Source organism: Pseudonocardia sp. NPDC049154 (genome assembly GCF_040648315.1).
Classification (GTDB): Bacteria; Actinomycetota; Actinomycetes; order Mycobacteriales; family Pseudonocardiaceae; genus Pseudonocardia.
The window spans coordinates 1-18,714 of sequence record NZ_JBEZDN010000005.1 but is presented as its reverse complement, the minus strand read 5'-3'; the positions used below and the strand labels follow the sequence as shown (position 1 = coordinate 18,714).

Annotated in this window: 19 protein-coding genes; 8 read left to right on the top strand and 11 right to left on the bottom strand. The window is 71.7% G+C overall.

What is annotated here, in order from left to right:
- Positions 1-14: 14 nt before the first annotated feature.
- Both AB0B41_RS04590 and AB0B41_RS04585 read right to left on the bottom strand, forming a co-directional pair.
- Entirely contained in the window at positions 15-851 is an 837-nt protein-coding gene (locus tag AB0B41_RS04590; RefSeq protein WP_358198918.1) for a mycofactocin-coupled SDR family oxidoreductase, read from the bottom strand.
- Entirely contained in the window at positions 851-1,738 is an 888-nt protein-coding gene (locus AB0B41_RS04585) for an amidohydrolase family protein (RefSeq protein ID WP_358198916.1), read from the bottom strand. Before AB0B41_RS04585 ends, AB0B41_RS04590 begins: the two co-directional genes overlap by 1 nt.
- 122 nt (positions 1,739-1,860) lie before the next feature.
- Here AB0B41_RS04585 and AB0B41_RS04580 point away from each other — a divergent pair, with 122 nt between their 5' ends.
- The gene (locus AB0B41_RS04580) at positions 1,861-2,370 is read left to right on the top strand and encodes a MaoC/PaaZ C-terminal domain-containing protein (RefSeq protein ID WP_358198914.1); all 510 of its coding nucleotides are present in this window, start codon (positions 1,861-1,863) and stop codon (positions 2,368-2,370) included.
- Positions 2,371-2,430: 60 nt separating this feature from the next.
- Here AB0B41_RS04580 and AB0B41_RS04575 read toward each other — a convergent pair whose 3' ends face one another.
- From AB0B41_RS04575 to AB0B41_RS04560, 4 genes are all read right to left on the bottom strand, one after another.
- Positions 2,431-3,573, bottom strand: coding sequence for an acyl-CoA dehydrogenase family protein (locus AB0B41_RS04575; protein WP_358198912.1), 1,143 nt, complete (start codon positions 3,571-3,573; stop codon positions 2,431-2,433).
- Positions 3,573-4,781 (bottom strand): amidohydrolase family protein, encoded by a 1,209-nt coding sequence (locus AB0B41_RS04570; protein ID WP_358198910.1) that lies wholly within the window; start codon positions 4,779-4,781, stop codon positions 3,573-3,575. The genes AB0B41_RS04575 and AB0B41_RS04570 overlap by 1 nt, the downstream gene beginning before the upstream one ends.
- 71 nt (positions 4,782-4,852) lie before the next feature.
- Positions 4,853-5,725: an acyl-CoA thioesterase domain-containing protein gene (locus AB0B41_RS04565; RefSeq protein WP_358198908.1), complete on the bottom strand. Its 873-nt coding sequence runs from the start codon at positions 5,723-5,725 to the stop codon at positions 4,853-4,855.
- Positions 5,726-5,823: 98 nt separating this feature from the next.
- Entirely contained in the window at positions 5,824-6,966 is a 1,143-nt protein-coding gene (locus tag AB0B41_RS04560) for an acetyl-CoA C-acyltransferase (protein WP_358198906.1), read from the bottom strand.
- 96 nt (positions 6,967-7,062) lie between these two features.
- Between AB0B41_RS04560 and AB0B41_RS04555 the strand changes: the two genes are divergently transcribed.
- Complete coding sequence (locus AB0B41_RS04555) at positions 7,063-7,989, top strand: MFS transporter (RefSeq protein ID WP_358198904.1); 927 nt, start codon at positions 7,063-7,065, stop codon at positions 7,987-7,989.
- A 62-nt stretch (positions 7,990-8,051) separates the two neighbouring features.
- On the opposite strand, the gene AB0B41_RS04550 is transcribed toward AB0B41_RS04555, so the two are convergent.
- A complete protein-coding gene (locus tag AB0B41_RS04550; protein WP_358198902.1) occupies positions 8,052-8,816 on the bottom strand; it encodes a crotonase/enoyl-CoA hydratase family protein in 765 nt (254 codons plus the stop codon).
- Positions 8,817-8,868: 52 nt separating this feature from the next.
- Positions 8,869-9,645: an SDR family NAD(P)-dependent oxidoreductase gene (locus AB0B41_RS04545; RefSeq protein ID WP_358198900.1), complete on the bottom strand. Its 777-nt coding sequence runs from the start codon at positions 9,643-9,645 to the stop codon at positions 8,869-8,871.
- 222 nt (positions 9,646-9,867) lie between these two features.
- Here AB0B41_RS04545 and AB0B41_RS04540 point away from each other — a divergent pair, with 222 nt between their 5' ends.
- Positions 9,868-10,476 carry a TetR family transcriptional regulator gene (locus tag AB0B41_RS04540; RefSeq protein WP_358198898.1) on the top strand — a complete coding sequence of 203 codons (609 nt, stop codon included), beginning with the start codon at positions 9,868-9,870 and terminating at the stop codon, positions 10,474-10,476.
- A gap of 72 nt (positions 10,477-10,548) precedes the next feature.
- Here the strand turns inward: AB0B41_RS04540 and AB0B41_RS04535 are convergent, their stop codons facing one another.
- Positions 10,549-11,718 carry a thiolase family protein gene (locus AB0B41_RS04535; RefSeq protein WP_358198896.1) on the bottom strand — a complete coding sequence of 390 codons (1,170 nt, stop codon included), beginning with the start codon at positions 11,716-11,718 and terminating at the stop codon, positions 10,549-10,551.
- Positions 11,719-11,929: 211 nt separating this feature from the next.
- Between AB0B41_RS04535 and AB0B41_RS04530 the strand changes: the two genes are divergently transcribed.
- The 5 genes from AB0B41_RS04530 to AB0B41_RS04510 all read left to right on the top strand — a co-directional run bounded on the left by AB0B41_RS04530 (position 11,930) and on the right by AB0B41_RS04510 (position 17,243).
- Complete coding sequence (locus tag AB0B41_RS04530; protein WP_358198894.1) at positions 11,930-13,282, top strand: SRPBCC family protein; 1,353 nt, start codon at positions 11,930-11,932, stop codon at positions 13,280-13,282.
- Positions 13,279-14,997: an FAD-binding protein gene (locus tag AB0B41_RS04525; RefSeq protein ID WP_358198891.1), complete on the top strand. Its 1,719-nt coding sequence runs from the start codon at positions 13,279-13,281 to the stop codon at positions 14,995-14,997. Before AB0B41_RS04530 ends, AB0B41_RS04525 begins: the two co-directional genes overlap by 4 nt.
- Entirely contained in the window at positions 14,990-15,964 is a 975-nt protein-coding gene (locus AB0B41_RS04520) for a thiamine pyrophosphate-dependent dehydrogenase E1 component subunit alpha (RefSeq protein ID WP_358198889.1), read from the top strand. The genes AB0B41_RS04525 and AB0B41_RS04520 overlap by 8 nt, the downstream gene beginning before the upstream one ends.
- A 74-nt stretch (positions 15,965-16,038) precedes the next feature.
- Positions 16,039-17,004: a pyruvate dehydrogenase complex E1 component subunit beta gene (locus AB0B41_RS04515; protein WP_358198887.1), complete on the top strand. Its 966-nt coding sequence runs from the start codon at positions 16,039-16,041 to the stop codon at positions 17,002-17,004.
- Positions 17,001-17,243, top strand: coding sequence for a lipoyl domain-containing protein (locus AB0B41_RS04510; protein ID WP_358198885.1), 243 nt, complete (start codon positions 17,001-17,003; stop codon positions 17,241-17,243). Before AB0B41_RS04515 ends, AB0B41_RS04510 begins: the two co-directional genes overlap by 4 nt.
- 15 nt (positions 17,244-17,258) lie before the next feature.
- Here the strand turns inward: AB0B41_RS04510 and AB0B41_RS04505 are convergent, their stop codons facing one another.
- Together AB0B41_RS04505 and AB0B41_RS04500 are read right to left on the bottom strand one after the other, a co-directional pair.
- On the bottom strand, positions 17,259-17,909 hold the full coding sequence (locus tag AB0B41_RS04505) for a TetR/AcrR family transcriptional regulator (protein ID WP_358198883.1): 651 nt from the start codon (positions 17,907-17,909) through the stop codon (positions 17,259-17,261).
- 97 nt (positions 17,910-18,006) lie between these two features.
- On the bottom strand, positions 18,007-18,714 hold a 708-nt coding region (locus tag AB0B41_RS04500), incomplete at its 5' end, for an electron transfer flavoprotein subunit alpha/FixB family protein (protein ID WP_358198881.1).

Here is an 18,714-nt window from a genome sequence, read left to right as displayed (position 1 = left end):
GCCGCCCGCGCCGGTCAGGGAATCGCGCTGCCGCCGTCGACCGGCAGGATGGAGCCGGTGACGTAGCGGGCGGCGTCGGAGGCGAGGAACAGGACCGCCTCGGAGATGTCGACGGCCTCCACGTACGGGATCTGCATCGGGACGCCGGTCGCGGCCCGCTCGGCGAGCTGCTGGTCGGTGGGGTCCTCGATGTCCGGGACGTAGATCGCCTTGATCGCGTCGTTGAGGAACATCGGGGTACCGACGTTGCCCGGGGTGACCAGGTTGACCCGGATGCCCTCGGACGCGGCCTCCTTCGCCGCGGTGCGCACCAGGCCCACCAGCGCGTGCTTGGAGGTCACGTACGCACCGACGTTCGCGAGGCCCTTGACCGAGGCCCCCGAGCCGATGACGACGACGGAGCCCCGTGGCCCGCCGGCCCGCATCGCGGTGATGCCGGACTTGAGCACGTGCCACGCCCCGACGACGTTGACGTCGAGCACCGTGCGGAAGACGTCCTCCTCGATCTCCCAGGCCCGCGCGCCGCGCTGCACGATCCCCGCGTTCGCGACCGCCACATCGACGCCCCCGAACTCGGCCACCGCACGCTGGAACACCGCCTCGACCGCGGCCGCGTCCCGCACGTCGGCGATCTCGGTGAAGCCCTTCGCCCCGGCCGCGCGGACCAGCTCACCGGTCTCGGCAAGGTCCTCCGGTGTGGACACCGGGTACCCGGGCTCGCCGACCTGCGCGCACACGTCGAACCCGACGACGTTCGCCCCCTCCTCCGCGAACCGCACGGCGTGCGAGCGGCCCTGCCCGCGCGCCGCACCGGAGATCACCACGGTCTTGCCCTCGAAACGGCCGGCCATCACTTCTCCCCCAGGTAGACGCGCCGGGCGCTCCCGGAGAACAGGTCGGCCACGGCGTCGGCCCCCAGCGGGGCGGCGAGCTCGTGGTAGGCGTCGAGCAGCTGCGGCAGGGTCCCGTGCAGCCCGTCGACCGGGAAGTTGGACCCGATCAGGGCGCGAGCGGGACCGAAGGCCCCCACCGCGTACTCGAACCACGGCCGGAAGGCGGCCGCCGAGATCTCGTGCAGAGTCATCGGCAGGCCGGAGAACTTCAGGACCGTGTCCTCCCGCTCGGCCAGGGCCGCCATCCCGCGCTCCCACAGCGCCCGCTCCGCGGCGTCGTGCGGGTGCAGCGGCCACCCGGTGTGCTCGACGACGACCGGCAGGCCGGGGAGGGCCTCGAGGGTCCGGGCCGCGAGGTGCATGGTCTCCGGGTGCACCACGAGGTCGTAGACCAGACCGCGCTCGGCCACCAGGCGCAGCAGCTCGACGGCCCGGGGGGTGTCGTACTCCACCCCCGCCAGGATCCGGATGCCGCGAAATCCCGGAGCCGTCAGCTGCCGGTCGAGCTCGGCGGCGACGCCGGCCACGCCGCCCGTGACGTCGACGGTCCCGACGATCGCCTGCGGGGAACCCGTCCGCTCGGCCAGGGCCGCGAGGGCGTCGGTCTCGTCCAGGTGCGTGCCGGGCCCGCCCGCCGCGCTGACGTGCACGTACCCGGTCACCTGCCAGGGCCGCGCCTCGGCGAGGTAGGTCTGCTGGTCGAACAGCCGCCGCATCCCGGCGATGTCCCCGAGACCTATGTCGGACAGGTCCGCGTCGGGCGCGAGGTGCGGGTACCACTGCAGGTTCGCGGGATCCCAGTGGTGGACGTGCGCGTCGAAGAACTCGATGTCGTGCTCAGGCATCGTCGCCTACCTCTCGCCTTCCGGTCGCGGGGTGTTCCGGATACGGTTGACAGATTAAGCTGATTGCGACCGCGAGGTACAGCGCAGGTGCACAGCACAGACTCAACGAGGAGGTGTCGTCCGTGACGACCACCGAGAAGCCGGTCCCCAGCAGCCAGGTCGAGCCGCTGGTGAGCGGCAAGACCTGGGAGGAGATGACGGAGGGCTCGGCGTTCCGGACCGCGAAGCGGACGGTCACCGAGGCGGACCTCATCCAGTTCATCACCTGGGGCGGGTTCAACGAGCCCCTGTTCTACGACAACTCGCACGCCGCGGCGGGTGGGTACTCCGGCAGGCTGATCCCGGGCGCGATGATCTACTGCATCGCCGAGGGCCTGATCCTGCAGACCAACGTGCTGAACGGCACCGGCCTGGCCTTCATGCACATGGAGCTGTCGGTCAAGCGCCCCGTCTACGTCGGGGACACGCTGCACGCGATCGTCCGCACGACCGAGTCCCGCGCGTCGAGCAAGCCGGGTCGCGGGGTGGTCACCGCGCACGTGTCGGTGCGCAACCAGCGTGACGAGGAGGTCCTCGTCTTCACCCCCGTCCGGCTGATCCGCGGCAAGGACTTCACCGAAGCAGAGCACTGAGCCGCTCGCACGCGAACGGGGTGCCGGCGACTCGCCGACACCCCGTCCGTGGCTCTCGGGCTACAGCCCCATGGACCGCCCGACCAGGTCCTTCATGATCTCCGTGGTGCCGCCGTAGAGCCGCTGCACCCGGGAGTCACGCCAGAGCCGCGCGATCTCGTACTCGTTGATGTAGCCGTAGCCGCCGTGCAGCTGCAGGCAGCGGTCGACGACCTCCCACTGCGTCTCGGTGGTCCACCACTTCGCCGAGGCCGCCTCCTCGGACGTCAGCTCCCCGGCGTTGGCGGCGAGCACGCACTGGTCGAGGTAGACCTCCATGACCTCGACCTTCGCCCGGATCTCCGCGAGCGCGTGCCGGTTGACCTGGAAGCTCCCGATCGCCTGCCCGAAGGCCTCGCGCTCCTTGGCGTACGCCAGGGTGAGCTCGTACGCCCGCCGGGAGGCCGCCACCGCGTGCACCGCGATGCCGAGACGCTCCTTCGGCAGGTTGCGCATGAGCTGGTAGAAGCCCTTGCCCTCCTCGCCGATGAGGTTCTCGACCGGCACCCGGACGTCCTCGAAGTGCAGCTCGGCGGTGTCGGCCGAGTGCTGACCGATCTTGTCGAGCTTGCGGCCCTTGGTGAAGCCGGGCGTGCCCGCCTCCACCATGATCAGGCTCATGCCCTTGTGGCCTGCGGACGGGTCGGTCTTGCAGGCGACCATCACCAGGTCGGACAGCAGGCCGTTGGAGATGAAGGTCTTCGAGCCGTTGATCACGTACTCGTCGCCCTCGCGACGCGCGGTGGTGGCGATCCCCCGCACGTCGGAGCCGGCGCCGGGCTCGGACATCGCGATGGCCGTGATCATGTCCCCGGACACGAAGCCGGGCAGCCAGCGGCGCTTCTGCTCGTCCGTGGTCAGATCGATCATGTACGGCGCCATGATGTCGTTCTGCAGGGCGAACCCGACACCCACGGTCCCCGTCGCCCAGTACTCCTCGGAGAGGATCTGGTTGAACCGGAAGTCGGAGATCCCGCTGCCGCCGAACTCCTCGGGGACCTCCCAGCCGAGCAGACCCCGCGCCCCGGCCTTGCGCCACACCTCACGGTCGACCTTGCCGTCCCGCTCCCACTCCGCCGCGAACGGCACGCACTCCTTCTCGAAGAAGGTGCGGACCGTGCTGCGGAACTCCTCGTGCTCGGGCTCGAACAGTGTGCGCCTCATCAGGGCTTGACCCCCAGCAGCTCGAGTCCGTTGTCGCGCAGGAACCGGCGCCGGGTCTCGTCGCCCAGACCCTCGACGCGCGCGTAGAAGTCCGCGGGCTCGCGCAGCCCCTCCGCGTGCGGCCAGTCCGACCCCATCACCAGGCAGTCGACGGTCCCGAGGCGCTCGACCATGCCGACGGTGTCGTCCTCCGGGTACGGGACCACCCGGACGTGGTTCTTGAACACCGTGCTCGGCCGCTCCTTGAGCTGCCCACCCAGCCACGGGCCGTTGCGCCCCATGCCCCGGCTCTTGTCCATGTGCCGGATGAAGTGCGGCACCCACTCGGCGCCGAACTCGCTGACCAGCACCTTGATGTTCGGGAACCGCCCGAACAGGTTGTCGAAGATCAACGCCGAGAGCGTGTCGGTGATCGGCCGCTCGCCGTAGGTGTTCTGCCACTGCCACGCCGAGAACTGGAAGGGCGGCACCAGGCCCCAGCCCCACTGCGAAGCCACGTTGTCCTGGTAGTGGAACTCCGCGATGTGGTAGGCCACGACCAGGCCGGCCTCGTTGACCCGGGCCCAGAACGGGTCGAAGTACGGGTCACCCGGGCTGCGACCGTAGGCCGGGCCCGCGGGCAGGGTGATGATCCGGGCGCCGGCCTCGATCACCGCGTCGAGCTCCTGGCAGGCCCGGTCGAGGTCGCGCATGGACAACATCGCGGGTGCGTAGATCCGATCCTGGTAGGCGAACCCCCAGTCCTCGGCCATCCACCGGTTGAAGGAGCGCAGGTTGTTGTAGAGCGGGTCGATGCCGTGCAGGTAGGCCTCGGCCATCAGCGCCCAGCCGCCCGGGTACATGATCGTCCGCTCGATCTGCTGCTCGGTGAGCTGGACCAGCCGCGCGTCGTGGTTCAGATACTCCTGCTGGATGGGCTCGTAGAACCGCTCCGCGTCCGCCGCCTCGCCGCTCGAGCGCGCCTTGAGCATCTCCACCAGCGAGCCCGGCACATAGGCCTGGTCGAGGTCCGCCTCGAGGGCCGTCACGATCCGGTCGTTCGCCAGCAGGACCTTCTTCCCCGCCGCGTTGCGGATCGGGTAGACGGCCGTGTGCAGCTTGTCCTTCGGCATGAACCGGGTGAAGCAGTCCTCGGCCTCGTACGAGTGCTGGTCGAAGTCCAGCAGCTTGTACGGGAGCTCCCCGACCGAGTTCTCGATCATCGCCATCTTCGGCACCTCTCGTCGTCACCGCGGTCGGCCACGACCGCAATGTGAGAGACAGTATCAACTTGCGATGCTCACTCGCAAGGGTCGGCGAACGGACCGTCCAGATCCGCCGCCGTGGTCGCGCCGTGCACCCGCGCCAACACCGTGCCGTCGGCTGCCAGCACCTCGGTGCGCAGCGAGCAGAACCGAGCGCTGCACCGCGTGACCTCGGTCTGAGCCGTCATCGCCGCGGCAGCGACCGGCCGCAGGTACTCCGCCGTGACGCTCGTGTGCTGGTCCCGTCTGCCGCTCGCCGCCAGCAGCCGCTCCTGATGGCACTGCGCCAGCCCCAGCACCACTCCGCCGTGCAGGGCGTCGTAGGCGTTGGTCAGCTGCGGGTCCGGTACCACGTCCGCGACCGAGACCGGGCCGCCCGGTCCGTCCCCGCCCGACACGTCCGGACCCAGTACGGAGACCGGCAGCGCCAGGGGCGGCCGGGGCTCCCCCACCGGGTGCGGCCGGGGCGAGGTGGAGCGCGCCATGATCGCGGTGGCCGTCGCGACCAGGAACCCGCGGTCGTCCTCGATCCGGACCGAACCCTGCCCGCCGCCGTGCCCCACCCGCAGCGCCGTGCCCTGCACGACGAGGGCGGCGGCCTGGGGCGCCGGTCGCCCGACGAGATCGACCCGCAGTTCCGCGGTCACCCCCGCCGTGTCACCCGACCCGACCGAGAACACCGAGATGCCCGCGGCGCAGTCCGCGAGCACCCCGAGCAGGGTCGGATCCAGGCTGTGTGGCCGCACCCGCCCGGCCCCCAGCGCCACCCGGAACGCGACGCGGCCGGGGCGGACCGACGTCGGCTCGATGCCCAGGGCCGCCTCGATCGACCCCTCCGCGAACATCGCGGCGACCGCGTCCGCGCTGAGGAAGCCCGGTGCGGCGCCCGGCCGGGCGTCGAGGGTCACGTCGTTCCCGACGGCGTGGCGAGACGGGCCGGGTCGGACATCGACAGCCTCCTGGGTGGGACGCGGAACACGGGGACGGACGGGGTCGGGGCGAGGGTTCAGACGAGCTCGACGATGGTGGCGTTGGCCTGGCCGCCGCCCTCGCACATCGTCTGCAGGCCGTAGCGGATCCCGTTGTCCCGCATGTGGTGCACGAGCGTGGTCATCAGCCGGGCCCCGGAGCCGCCGAGCGGGTGCCCCAAGGCGATCGCGCCGCCGTTGGGGTTGAGTGCCTTGGGGTCCGCGCCAGTCTCCTGCAGCCAGGCCAGCGGCACTGGGGCGAACGCCTCGTTGACCTCGAAGGCGCCGATCTGGTCGATCGAGAGCCCCGAGCGGGCGAGCGCCTTGGCGGTGGCCGGGATCGGAGCGGTCAGCATGATCACCGGGTCGTCGGCGGCGAGCACCGCGGTGTGCACCCGGGCGATCGGGCGCAGGCCCAGCTCGGCGGCCTTCTCCGACGTGGTCATCAACAGCGCGGCGGAGCCGTCGGAGATCTGCGAGGCGTTGCCCGCGTGGATGACCCCGTCCTCCTTGAATGCCGGCTTGAGCGCGGCCAGCCGCTCGACGGTCGTGCCGCGGCGGATGCCCTCGTCCTTCGCGAAGACGGTGCCGTCCGCCAGGGTGACCGGCGCGATCTGCGCGTCGTAGCGGCCCTCGTCCTGGGCCGCGGCCGCCTTCTCGTGGGAGGCGACGGAGAACTCGTCGAGCCGGGTCCGCGAGAAGCCCCAGCGCTCGGCGATCATCTCGGCACCGACGCCCTGGTTCGGCGCTCCGCCGTAACGGGCGTGGAAGCGCTCCCCGTACGGATCCTGCCCCTGGGTCGAGAAACCCATCGGGACCCGGGTCATGTGCTCGACGCCGCCCGCGACCACCACGTCGTACTGGCCGGCGATCAGCCCGGCCGCGGCGCTGTGCACCGCCTGCTGGGAGGACCCGCACTGACGGTCGACGGTGAAGCCGGGGACCGTCTCCGGCCACCCCGCGGCGAGCACCGCGGTCCGGGCGATGTCGCCGGCCTGCTCCCCCGCCTGGCTCACCACGCCCCACACCACGTCGTCGACGACGGCGGGATCGACACCGGACCGCTCGGCGAGCGCGTTGAGCACGTGCGCCGACAGCGTGGCGGGGTGCACCGTGGACAGCGACCCGTTGCGCTTCCCGACCGGCGTCCGTACGGCTTCGACGATGACAGCGTCCCGCATGACCTACTCCTACTCCCCAGGCGAGGCGGGCAACCCCGCCGCCAGATTAACATTTAGATCATCTAACTCAAAGAAACCCTTGCCGTCACTTCACCATTGCATCGCCCCCGACCGCGCCATACAGTTCTGCTGTCCTCGCTCACCCCCGCGGGCTCGAGCCTGGGCTTCGCGCTCGCGACCGGCGTCGTCGGCATCACCGCGTTCAGCGTCGGCCAGGAGGCCATGGTGGCCTGGGGCTGGCGGATCCCCTTCCTGCTCTGCCTGCCGCTGACGCTGATCTGCCTGGTGGTCCGGCTCGGGCTGGAGGACAGCCCGGAGTTCCGCCGGGTGAGCCCGCAGGCCGCCGCGCAGCGCCGCCCCGTCCGCGAGGTGCTGAGCGGGCACCGCGGTGCCCTCGTCGTCGTGACCGTGCTCGCGTTCGCGCTCAACGCGGTCGGCTACATCGGTCTGACCTACGTCAGCGGGTTCCTCCAGAAGACGCACGGGTTCTCGACCGGGTTCGCGTCCACCTTCTCGGCCGTCGTCATCGCCATCTCCTGCGTGATCGGCATGCCGCTCGGCGGCATCCTGACCGACCGCTTCGGCCGGCGTCCGGTCTGCATCATCTCCACGGCGGTCATCGCGGTGCTCGCGCTTCCGACGTTCCTGCTGATGGGCTCGACCAGCAACGTGCTGCTGATCGGGGTGGCCTACACGGCGATCATGATCCTCAACGCGGTGCAGACGGTCTCGGGCTTCTCCCTGTACACCAGCATCTTCCCCACCCGGGTGCGGTACACGGGCACCGCGATGGGGCACAACCTCGGCCTGATCATCGGCGGCGGCTTCACCCCGTACATCACCGCACAGCTGGTGCTCTGGACCGGTTCGGCCGTCTCGCCGGCGTACTGGATGATCGCGGGCTCGATCCTCGGGATCCTGGCCGTGCTCGCGTCCTCGCGAATCACCGACTCGATCCCGGACAGCATGGCCGCCACCACCGCCGTCACCGAGCCGTCCCCGACGGCCCGCGAGGCCGTCTGAGCCCACCGGAGCACCGACGGTGCCCGGCCGGGCGACCCCGGCCCGGCACCGTCCTCGGTGGCTCAGTGCCCCTTCCACTGCGGGGCGCGCTTCTCGGCGAAGGCCGTGGCACCCTCGCGGGCGTCCTCGGACTGGAACACCGGCGCGATCAGCGCGGCCTGCTCGGCCCAGCCCTGCTCCCACGACCAGTCCACCGTCGCCCGCGCCACCTGCTTGGTCACGGCGACCGCCAGCGGCCCGTTCGCGGCGATCAAGGCCGCCAGCTCGAGGGCGGCGTCCAGCGCTCCGCCCTCGTCGGTCACCCGGTTGATCAGGCCCATCTCGGCGGCCCGGTGCGCCGTCACCGGCTCCCCGGTCAGCAGCATCTCCAGGGCGTGCGCGGTCGAGACCCGCTTGGGCAGCAGCAGCGCGGCGCCGCCGCCCGCCACCAGTGCCCGCTTGACCTCGGGCACCCCGAACCGGGCGGTGCGGGCGGCGACCACCAGGTCGCACGCCAGCACCAGCTCCAGACCGCCGGCCAGGGCGTACCCCTCGACGGCGGCGATGAGCGGCTTGCGCGGCGGCGTCTCGGTGATGCCGCAGAGGCCGCGGCCCTCGATGCCCGGCGACTCCCCGCGCAGGAAGGCCTTGAGGTCCATCCCCGAGGAGAACGTGCCGCCGGCGCCGGTCAGGACACCGACCCGCAGCTCGTCGGAGGACTCCAGCTCGTCCACGGCGTCCGCGACGCCGCGGGCGACCCCGGCGTTGAGCGCATTGCGGGCCTCGGGCCGGTTGATGGTGATGATCTGGACGCCGTCGCGGCTGCTCACCAGCACCTCGTCGGACACGTGCGTTCCTCTCCTCGAGCGGGCGCTCTGGGCCCCCGCGGCGGTCAGCAGGTCAGCGGGGGCCGAACCGCTGGGCACCGTCCAGGCGGATGACCTCGCCGTTCAGGTAGTCGTTCTCGGCGATGTGCTGGGCCAGTGCGGCGTACTCGTCGGGACTGCCGAGACGCTTGGGGAAGGGCACCGCCTTCCCGAACGCCGCCAGGGCCTCCTCGCCCACCGACTCCATCGTCGCGGTGCGCATGGTCCCGGGCGCGATGCAGCACACCCGGACGCCGACGGCCCCAAGGTCGCGGGCCGCCACCAGGGTCAGACTGACGACGCCACCCTTCGCCGAGGCGTAGGGGGCCAGGCCGATCTGGCCCTCGTAGGCCGCGATGCTCGCGGTCGTGATGACCGCGCCCCGCAGACCGTCCTCGTCGACGGGCTCGTTGCCCGCCATCGACGCCGCGGCGAGCCGCAGCACGTTGTATGTGCCGGTCAGGTAGCCGGCGATCATCGACTCGAAGGCCTCCAGCGGGGCGGCCTCCCCGGTCTTGCCGACGATCCTCTGGGCCTTCCCGCCCGCCGCGCCGTGGGCGGTCAGCACCGTCCGCAGCGGCGCCGCCGCCTGCGCGGCGGCGAGCGCCCGGTCGACGCTCGCGGAGTCCAGCACGTCCGTGGCCACCGGGATCGCACGCTCGCCGAGGTCGGCGGCCGTCTTCTCCGCCGCCTCACCGGACAGGTCGGCGATCACCACGTGCGCCCCGGCCGCGTGAAAGCGCCGGACGGCCGCGGCGCCCAGGCCGCCGGATCCGCCGGTGACCAGGACCGAGGTGCCTGCGAGCTCCATCGTCATCTCCTTGGTGTGCGAACCGGCACGCCGGGCCGCGTCGGGTTCGGGTCGGACCGGGGGGTCATCCCCGGTCGCGGCCGCCGGTGGAGTGACGTCGACACCGACGGCAATAATGAGAGACTCTATCGCCATGATGCGGCATTGCACAATGCGCCACTGCTCGCAGTCCGAGTGTCTTCGACCAGTCGTTACACTCTCATTGTGAGATAACGTGTCATCATGACACACGCGACGACCCCGGGACCTGGACGTTCGCCGTCGTTGCGTGAACGCAACCGGGCCCGGACCTACGCCGACATCGCCGGTGCCGCCCTCGAGCTGTTCGACGGCAACGGCTTCGACTCCACCACCGTCGAGCAGATCGCCACGGCGGCCGGCGTGTCCCAGGCGACCTTCTTCCGCTACTTCGGCACCAAGGAGGACGTGCTCTTCTCCGACGAGGCCGGGTCGACGGCCACCCTGATCGAGCTCGTCGGGAACCGGTCCGACCCGAGCCCCACCGTCGCCGCGCTCGCCGAGCCACTGCTCGCCTATGCCGAGTCGATGACCGGGCCGGGTTCGCCGCACAGCAGACGGATGACGCGGCTCGTCATGACCACCCCGAGCCTGGAGGCGCGCAGCCTGCGGCTGCGCCTGCGCTGGGAGCGGGAGGTGGCCCACCGGCTGGCCGACGAGGCGGGCGTCGTCATTCCCACTCTGGCGCACACGATGGTCGGCGCGGTCGCCGTCTCCTGCCTGACCAGCGCCCTGCGGCACTGGTCGCGCGACGACTCGGCCGAGGCGCTCCTCAAGCTGGTACGCGAGGCGTTCGCGGTGGCAGCCGACTGACTCCGGCCACCACCGGGCCGCGGGCGAGGGAGGGAGGCGCCGGAGCCCGGCCCGCCGCCCCCTCCCCCGTCGTCAGTCCAGCAGCTCGATGATCGTGGCGTTGGCGGTGCCGCCGCCCTCGCACATGGTCTGCAGCCCGTACCGGATGCCCTGGTCCCGCATGTGGTGCACCAGCCGGGTCAGCAGGATCCCGCCGGAGCCGCCCAGTGGGTGCCCGACGGCGATCGCCCCGCCCACCGGGTTGAGCCGCTCCTCGTCCGCCCCCAGCTCGACCTGCCAGGCGAGGGGGACCGGCGCGAACGCCTCGTTGACCTCGAACGCCCCGATATCGGAGATCGACAGCCCCGAGCGCTTGAGGACCTTCTGCGTGGCCGGGATCGGGCCGGTCAGCATCATCAGCGGGTCCGAGCCGGCGACCGCGCTGGACACGTAGCGGGCGATCGGGGTCAGCCCCAGCTCCTTCGCCCGCTCCGGGGTGGTGATCAGCACCGCGGACGCGCCGTCGGAGATCTGGCTGGCGTTGCCCGCGTGGATCACCCCGTCCTCCCGGAACGACGGCTTGAGCTTGGCCAGCGTCTCCGGGGTGGTGCCGCGGCGCAGGCCCTCGTCGGTGGTGAAGTCCGGCACGGCGGAGATCGGCGCGACCTGCGAGGCGAACTTCCCGGCGTCGATCGCCGCGGCGGCCAGCTCGTGCGAGCGCGAGGCGTACTCGTCGAGCCGTTGCCGGGAGAAGCCCCAGTGCTGCGCGATCCGCTCCGCGCCGACGCCCTGGTTGAAGTCCTGGCCGGGGAACTCGCCGCTCTCCAGGTCGGCGGCGTAGCGGGTGCGGACGTTCGTGCCGAACGGGCGGCCCTCGCCGCGGCCGGAGCCCATCGGGACGCGGGTCATCGACTCGACCCCGCCGGCCACCACGACGTCGTACAGGCCGCCCCGGACCATGCCGGCGGCGAGGTCGATGGCCGTCTGCCCCGATCCGCAGGCCCGGTTGACCGTGGCACCCGCGACGGACTCCGGCCAGCCCGCGGCCAGCACGCTGTAGCGGCCGATCTGGGCGCTCTGGTCGCCGACCTGGTTGACACAGCCCCACAGCACGTCGTCGACCAGCTCGGGGTCCAGCCCCGTGCGGGCGGCCAGCGCCTTCAGGACGTCGGCGGACAGGTCCGCCGGGTGCACCGACGCGAGCGACCCGTTCCGCTTACCGATCGGGGTGCGCACCGCGTCGACGATGACGGCTTCCGGCATGAGGGACCTCCCAGGGGTGCTGTCCTAACTATTTAACGGTATCTCCACCCTGCCGGCGCCGGAACCCGTCCTGACGTGCGGTGGGTCACCGCGGATCGGCGGGCGGTGACCCGGACGAGGTCGCCGTGACGCTTGACACACGCCGCCACGACAGAGACAGTGGCCGCTGTCTTGATCCCGAACCGACGACCTCGACGTGGAGGACCCCCCGGTGACCGCTGTGGATCCCGTACGCCCCCTCGCCGCCCCGGACCACGGCGTCCGGGACGACTTCGTCCCCAAGGACGCCTACATCGACCCCGCCTACGTACGGTTGGAGAAGGAACGGCTCTGGCCCCGGGTGTGGCAGGTCGCCTGCCGCGAGGAGGAGATCCCCGACCCCGGGGACTACCTGACCTTCGAGGTGACCGACGAGTCGATCATCGTGGTGCGGATGAGCGACATGTCGATCCGCGCGTACTACAACGCCTGTCAGCACCGCGGTCGCAAGCTCACCGAGGGCTGCGGCACCGCGAAGAACTTCTACTGCCGCTACCACGGCTGGCGGTGGAACCTCGACGGCACGGTGCGTGACGTGGTCGACGAACAGGACTGGGGCGGCATCGACCGCGGCGAGCTCCGGCTCAAGGAGCCGCTGGTCGACACGTGGGGCGGGTTCGTGTTCGTGAACATGGACCGCGACGCGCAGCCGTTGCGCGAGTACCTCGACCCGATCCCCGAGATCTTCGATCCGTTCGAGTTCGAGAAGTTCCGCTATCGCTGGTACAAGACCGTGGTCCTGCCCGCGAACTGGAAGGTCGCCCTGGAGGCCTTCAACGAGGGCTACCACGTGCAGACCACGCACCCGCAGCTGTTGCGCGACAACGACGATATGACCGTCAGCGCCACCTTCGGGCCGCACTCCATGTTCACCAGCGCCGAGGGCAACTGGCCGATGGGCGCCCCGTCCCGCCGGCTCGGCCTGCCCTTCCCCGACGACCTGCGCCCCGGCCTGGTCCGGTTCGTCGAGCTGATGGAGGAGCAGCTCAAGGCGATCTGGACCCCGCGCGACCTGGCCGCGGCCCGGCGCCTGATGACCGATCTCGACGACGGGTCGGACCCGATGGTCGTGCTCGGCTCGATGATGAGGTTCGCGGCGGAGGCCGCGATCGAGGAGGGTGCGGGCTGGCCGAACCTCGGCATGGAGAACCTCGTGCGCGCGGGTCAGGACTGGCACATCTTCCCGAACCTGATCGTGCTGCCCTACCCGGACGGCGCGCTCTGGTACCGAGCCCGCCCGAACGGCGACGACCCGGACACCTGCATCTACGACATCTGGTCGCTCGCGCGCTACGCCCCCGGCGCCGAGCCGAAGCTCACGCGCGAGTTCCACACCGTGTGGGAGGACCACGAGGAGTGGGGCAAGATCCTCGAGCAGGACTTCCAGAACATGCACGCCGTCCAGCAGGGCATGAAGTCGCGCGGGTTCCCGGGCTCCCGGGTCAATCCCGTGCAGGAACGCGCCATCTCCCACTTCCACCGCACGCTGCGGAGGTACCTCGCGATGCCGCCGGTGAGCTCGTGAGCGGCCCGGGACCGGACTGGGGCGCCACGACCGACCTGCTCGTCGTCGGCAGCGGGGGCGGGGCGCTGTGCGCCGCGCTCGTCGCCCACGACCGGGGGCTGCAGACCCTCGTCGTCGAGAAGGAGCCGCTGCTCGGCGGCTCGACGGCCATGTCGGGCGGTGTGCTGTGGCTGCCGGACAACCCGGTGAGCAGGGCCGCGGGCGTGCCGGACTCGCGGGAGGACGCCCTGGCGTACTTCGCCGCCGTCGTGGGGGACGAGGGGCCCGCCACGTCGAAGGCCCGGACCGAGGCGTTCCTCGACACCGTCGAGCCGATGACCCGGTTCCTGCAGGAGGCCGGGGTGCCGTGGCGGCACTGCGAGGGCTACTCCGACTACTACGACGACCGCCCCGGCGGCAAGGCCCGCGGGCGCTCGCTGGAGACCGAGCTGTTCGACACCGCGACCCTCGGGCCGTGGGAGTCGAAGTTCCGGATCAGCGACGACATGCCCCCGGTTCCCGCCTACACCGGCGACGTGGCGGCGCTGTCCGTGGCGCCGCGCACCGGGAAGAGCCTCCGGACCGTGGCGCGGATCGGCGCGACGTTCATGGCCGCGGCCCTGCGCGGCAAGCGGATCCGCGGCTCCGGCGTGGCGCTGCAGGGCTACCTGCTCACCGCGCTGCTGAAGGCCGAGATCCCCCTGTGGACCTCCAGCCCGCTGGTCGACCTGGTCGACGTCGACGGCCGGGTGGTCGGCGCCGTCGTCGAGCGCGCGGGGCGGGCCATTCGGATCGGCGCGCGCCGCGGCGTGCTGCTCGCGGCGGGCGGCTTCGCGCGCAACGCCGAGATGCGCGAGGAGTTCGGCCGCCGGCCCGCGTCGGCGGACTGGACCTCGGCCAACGTCGGCGACACCGGCGAGGTCACCCGGATCGCCATGGCGCACGGCGCGGCCGTGGACCTGATGGACGAGGCCTGGTGGATCCCGTCGTCGATCCTGCCGGACGGCACGCCGGTGTTCGCCGTGTACGAGCGGTCCAAGCCGTTCGCGCTCTTGGTCGACGGGACCGGCGAGCGGTACACGAACGAGGCCGCGTCGTACATGGAGGTCGGGCGGGCGATGTACGCCCGGCACCAGGAGACCGGCAGCGCCGTCCCGAGCTGGTGGATCACCGACTCGCGGTTCCGCCGCCGCTACCTGTGGGGCACCACCCCGGGCGGGGTGACGCCGAAGGCCTGGCTGGAGTCCGGCTACGAGAAGCGCGCCGACACCCTCGAGGAGCTCGCCGCCCTCTGCGGGATCCCGCCGAAGCGGCTGCGCGCGACCGTCGACCGGTTCAACGAGCACGCGGCGCGCGGCGAGGACCCGGACTTCCACAAGGGCGAGCGGGCCTACGACCGCTACTACGGCGACCCGAGGCAGCGGCCGAACCCATGCCTCGGGCCCGTCGAGAAGGGACCGTTCTCGGCGTTCGCCCTCTACCCCGGCGACGTCGGGACCAGTGGTGGCCTGCTGACCGACGAGCACGCCCGCGTCCTGGACGAGGCGGGCGACCCGCTGCCCGGCCTCTACGCCACCGGCAACGGCACGGCCTCGGTGATGGGCCGCCACTACCCCGGCGCGGGCGCCAGCATCGGCGCCTCGTTCGCCTTCGGCTGGATCGCGGCACACCACGCCGCGGACGCGGCCGACCCCACCTCTGACCCCGAGCTGATCGGAGCACCCTCCCGTGACTGATCCCGCAGCCGACCGGCTGCTCGACGTCTACCGCGGCGCCGTCCGCATCCTCACGGCCGACGAGACCATGCGCGGCCTGCTCACCTCCGGCGAGCTGGCCATCGCCTACTACTCTCCCCGCGGTCAGGAGGTCGTGGCCGCGGCGGGCCTGGCCCCGCTGACCCGCGAGGACTACCTCGTCACCACCTACCGCGGCGTGCACGACCAGATCGCCAAGGGCATCCCGCTGGAGCCGCTGTTCGCCGAGCTGTTCGGGCGCTCCGGCGGCACCTGCAAGGGCAAGGGCGGCCCGATGCACGTCACGCACCCCGAGAGCGGGGTCATGGTGACCACGGGGGTGGTGGGCAGCGGGCTGCCCATCGCCGTCGGGCTGGCGCTGTCGTCGCAGGTCACCGGCGACGGCCGGGTCACCGTGGCCACCTTCGGCGACGGGGCGAGCAACATCGGGGCGTTTCACGAGGCGCTGAACATGGCGTCCCTGTGGAAGCTGCCCGTGGTCTTCCTCTGTCAGAACAATCGCTACGCCGAGTCGACCCGCTACGCGGACTGCACCACCGCCCCGCACATCGCGGACCGCGCGGCCTCCTACGGCATGGTCGGCGAGACGGTGAACGGCAACGACGCGGAGGCCCTGCTCGCCGCGGCGGACCGGGCCGTCGAGCGGGCGCGCTCCGGCGCGGGGCCGACCCTGCTGGAGGCCGAGACCTACCGCTTCATGGGCCACTACTTCGGCGACACGGGCGCCTACATGGACCCTGCGGAGTTCGCCGCGGCCCAGGCCCTGGACCCGGTACCCGCGCTGCGCGCGCGGCTGCTGGAGCTCGGCGTGGCCGAGGACGCGGTCACCGCCGTGGAGCGGGACGCGAAGGCCGCGGTCGAGGCGGCGGTCGCGTTCGCCAAGGACAGCCCGCCCGCGTCGCTCGACGAGCTGCGCCGCGACGTGTACCGCGAGGAGGTGCCTGCATGAGCGAGCGTGCGAGCGAATCATCAGCACAGCGCGAGCGTGCGAGCGAATCATCAGCACGGCGCAGGTCGATCACCATGCAGCAGGGACTCAACGAGGCCCTGCGCGAGGCCATGGCGGCCGACGAGTCGGTGATCGTCCTCGGCGAGGACATCGGCGACAAGGAGGGCGGCGGCACGTTCAAGGTCACCTCCGGCCTCTCCACCGAGTTCGGCACGTCCCGAGTGCGCACCACCCCGATCTCGGAGCAGGCCATCGTCGGCGCCGCGGTCGGCGCGGCCGTCGCGGGCCTGCGCCCGGTCGCGGAGATCATGCTGATGAACTTCGTGACGGTCGCGATGGACCAGCTGGTCAACCACGCCGCCAAGCTGCGCTACATGTCCGGCGGCCAGACCCACGTGCCGTTGACGATCCGGACCGCGACCGGCGCGGGCGGCGGGTTCGGCGGGCAGCACTCCGACATGCTTGAGGCGTGGCTGGCCCACGTCCCCGGGCTGACCGTCGTGGTGCCCTCCTCCCCCGCCGAGGCCAAGGGGCTGCTGCTGTCCTCGATCTTCGACGACGACCCGGTCGTCGTCGTCGAGCACACGCAGATGTACTGGACCAAGGGGCCCGCGCCCGAGCCCGGGGCGCGGATCCCGTTGCGCACCGCGAACGTGGCCCGCGAGGGCCGGGACGTCTCGGTGATCACCTACGGCCGCCCGGTCGGCCAGTCCCTGCAGCTCGCCGAGAAGCTGGCGGGCGAGGGCATCGACGTCGAGGTCGTCGACCTGCGCACGGTCGCGCCCTGGGACTCCCGCACCGTGCTGGAGTCGGTGGCGAAGACCCGCCGCGCGATCGTGGTGCACGAGGCCGTCGGCCGGTTCGGAGTAGGGGCCGAGGTGTCGGCGACGATCTCCGAGGAGCTGCTCGGTGAGCTCGCCTCCCCGGTCGTGCGGGTGACCTCACGGGACTCCGCGGTGCCGTTCGCCCCGCACCTCGAGCAGGCCTACCTCTACCAGATGTCCGATGTGGAGGACGCGATCCGGAAGGCGGTGTCGTGAGCACGGTGCAGGTGCGCATCCCGAAGCTGGGGATGTCTATGCAGGAGGGGCGGCTCACCGAGCGGCTGATCCCCGACGGTGGTCGCGCCACCGTCGAGGAGCCCCTGTACGTCCTGGAGACCGAGAAGGTCGAGCAGGAGATCGACGCGCCGGCGACCGGGACGGTCCGCTGGCTCGTCGAGGAGGACGAGGACTACGAGGTCGGCACCCTCGTCGCCGAGATCGAGCCCACCGGCTGAGTCCTCCGGAGGGGCTCACCCGGGCCGGTCGCGGCGCAGCACGCCGCCGATCACGTACTGGGTGAGCTCCTCCACCAGCTCCTCGGGCCCGGTCCCGTCGTCGCCGAAGAGCAAGGGGTTGCTCACGGTGGCCGACAACACCATCCCGAACGTCAACCGCACCACGTGCCGAGGGTTCGGGGGCTTCAGCCCCGTCTCCTCCAGCCCGACGACGACGGCCGCGGCGAGCTCGTCGAGCAGCCGGTCCAGCGGCCCCGGGCCCTCCCCCACCGCGAGCACCTCGGGATCGTGGGCGTAGGCGGCGAGCAGGCTCAGCACGTCCGAGCGGTGCTCGGTGAGGAAGTCGAACAGCATCCGCACGTAGTCGCCCGCGAGCTGCTCCGCGCTCAGTCCGCGGGCCACACGCTGGTCGAACTCGGCGAGGAACGCGTCCACGAACTGCTGGAAGGGTTCGAACACCGCGGCCTGGAACAGGTCGACCTTGCTGGGGAAGTGCCGGAACATGACCTTCTCGGTCACGTCCGCCCGCGCGGCGATCTCCCGGGTGCGCGCGCCCGCGAAGCCCCGCTCGGTGAAGACCTCGCGCGCCGCGGCGAGCACGGCATCGCGCACCACCGCGCTGCTGCGCCGGGTCCGCCCCATCTCCATGCCGCCGTCCGTCGCCACCCGGAGAGCCTACGGCGTGCCTCGGACCGGCCCGGCAGAACACCGTCGGTCGGCCCGAGGCGCACGGACCCGCTCTCGCGCGGGAGCCGGCGGACGCTCAGTTCTTGCGCTTGGTGACTTCCTCCTGCAGCTGCGGTGCGACCTTGAACAGGTCGCCCACCACGCCGAAGTCGGCGATCTCGAAGATCGGCGCCTCCGGGTCCTTGTTCACCGCGATGATCGTCTTCGAGGTCTGCATGCCGGCCCGGTGCTGGATCGCACCCGAGATCCCCAGTGCGATGTACAGCTGCGGCGACACGGTCTTGCCGGTCTGCCCGACCTGGAACTGGTGCGGGTAGAACCCCGAGTCCACCGCCGCCCGCGACGCACCCACGGCCGCACCCAGCGAGTCGGCCAGGCCCTCGACCACGGAGAACTGCTCCGCCGACCCGACTCCACGCCCACCGGACACGATCACCGACGCCTCGGTCAGCTCCGGACGATCCCCGACGGTCACCGGCTCCCGCGACTGCACCGTGGCGCTACGACCCGATGCCGCCGGGACCTCGACCGTCTCCTCCGCACCCGCGCCGTCGACAGCCTCGACCTCGACCGAGCCCGGACGCAGCGTGAACACCGGATGCGCGGTGTTGGCCTTGGCCTCGGCGATGAACGCGCCACCGAACACCGAGTGCGTCCCGCCCTCGGGGGAGATCGCCACGACGTCGCCCAGCAGCGCCGAGTCGGTCTTGATGGCCAGCCGGCCGGCGATCTCCTTACCGTCCGCGGACACCCCGATCAGCACCGCGGCCGGGTCCTTGGACTC

What these genes read in the sequence shown, in the direction of transcription:
- AB0B41_RS04585 (WP_358198916.1), bottom strand. Translation starts at nt 1,738, where the DNA reads ATGCCTGAGCACGACATCGAGTTCTTCGACGCGCACGTCCACCACTGG.
- AB0B41_RS04575 (WP_358198912.1), bottom strand. Translation starts at nt 3,573, where the DNA reads ATGAGGCGCACACTGTTCGAGCCCGAGCACGAGGAGTTCCGCAGCACG.
- AB0B41_RS04570 (WP_358198910.1), bottom strand. Translation starts at nt 4,781, where the DNA reads ATGGCGATGATCGAGAACTCGGTCGGGGAGCTCCCGTACAAGCTGCTG.
- AB0B41_RS04515 (WP_358198887.1), top strand. Translation starts at nt 16,039, where the DNA reads ATGCAGCAGGGACTCAACGAGGCCCTGCGCGAGGCCATGGCGGCCGAC.
- AB0B41_RS04590 (WP_358198918.1), bottom strand. Translation starts at nt 851, where the DNA reads ATGGCCGGCCGTTTCGAGGGCAAGACCGTGGTGATCTCCGGTGCGGCG.
- AB0B41_RS04545 (WP_358198900.1), bottom strand. Translation starts at nt 9,645, where the DNA reads ATGGAGCTCGCAGGCACCTCGGTCCTGGTCACCGGCGGATCCGGCGGC.
- AB0B41_RS04560 (WP_358198906.1), bottom strand. Translation starts at nt 6,966, where the DNA reads ATGCGGGACGCTGTCATCGTCGAAGCCGTACGGACGCCGGTCGGGAAG.
- AB0B41_RS04540 (WP_358198898.1), top strand. Translation starts at nt 9,868, where the DNA reads ATGACACACGCGACGACCCCGGGACCTGGACGTTCGCCGTCGTTGCGT.
- AB0B41_RS04535 (WP_358198896.1), bottom strand. Translation starts at nt 11,718, where the DNA reads ATGCCGGAAGCCGTCATCGTCGACGCGGTGCGCACCCCGATCGGTAAG.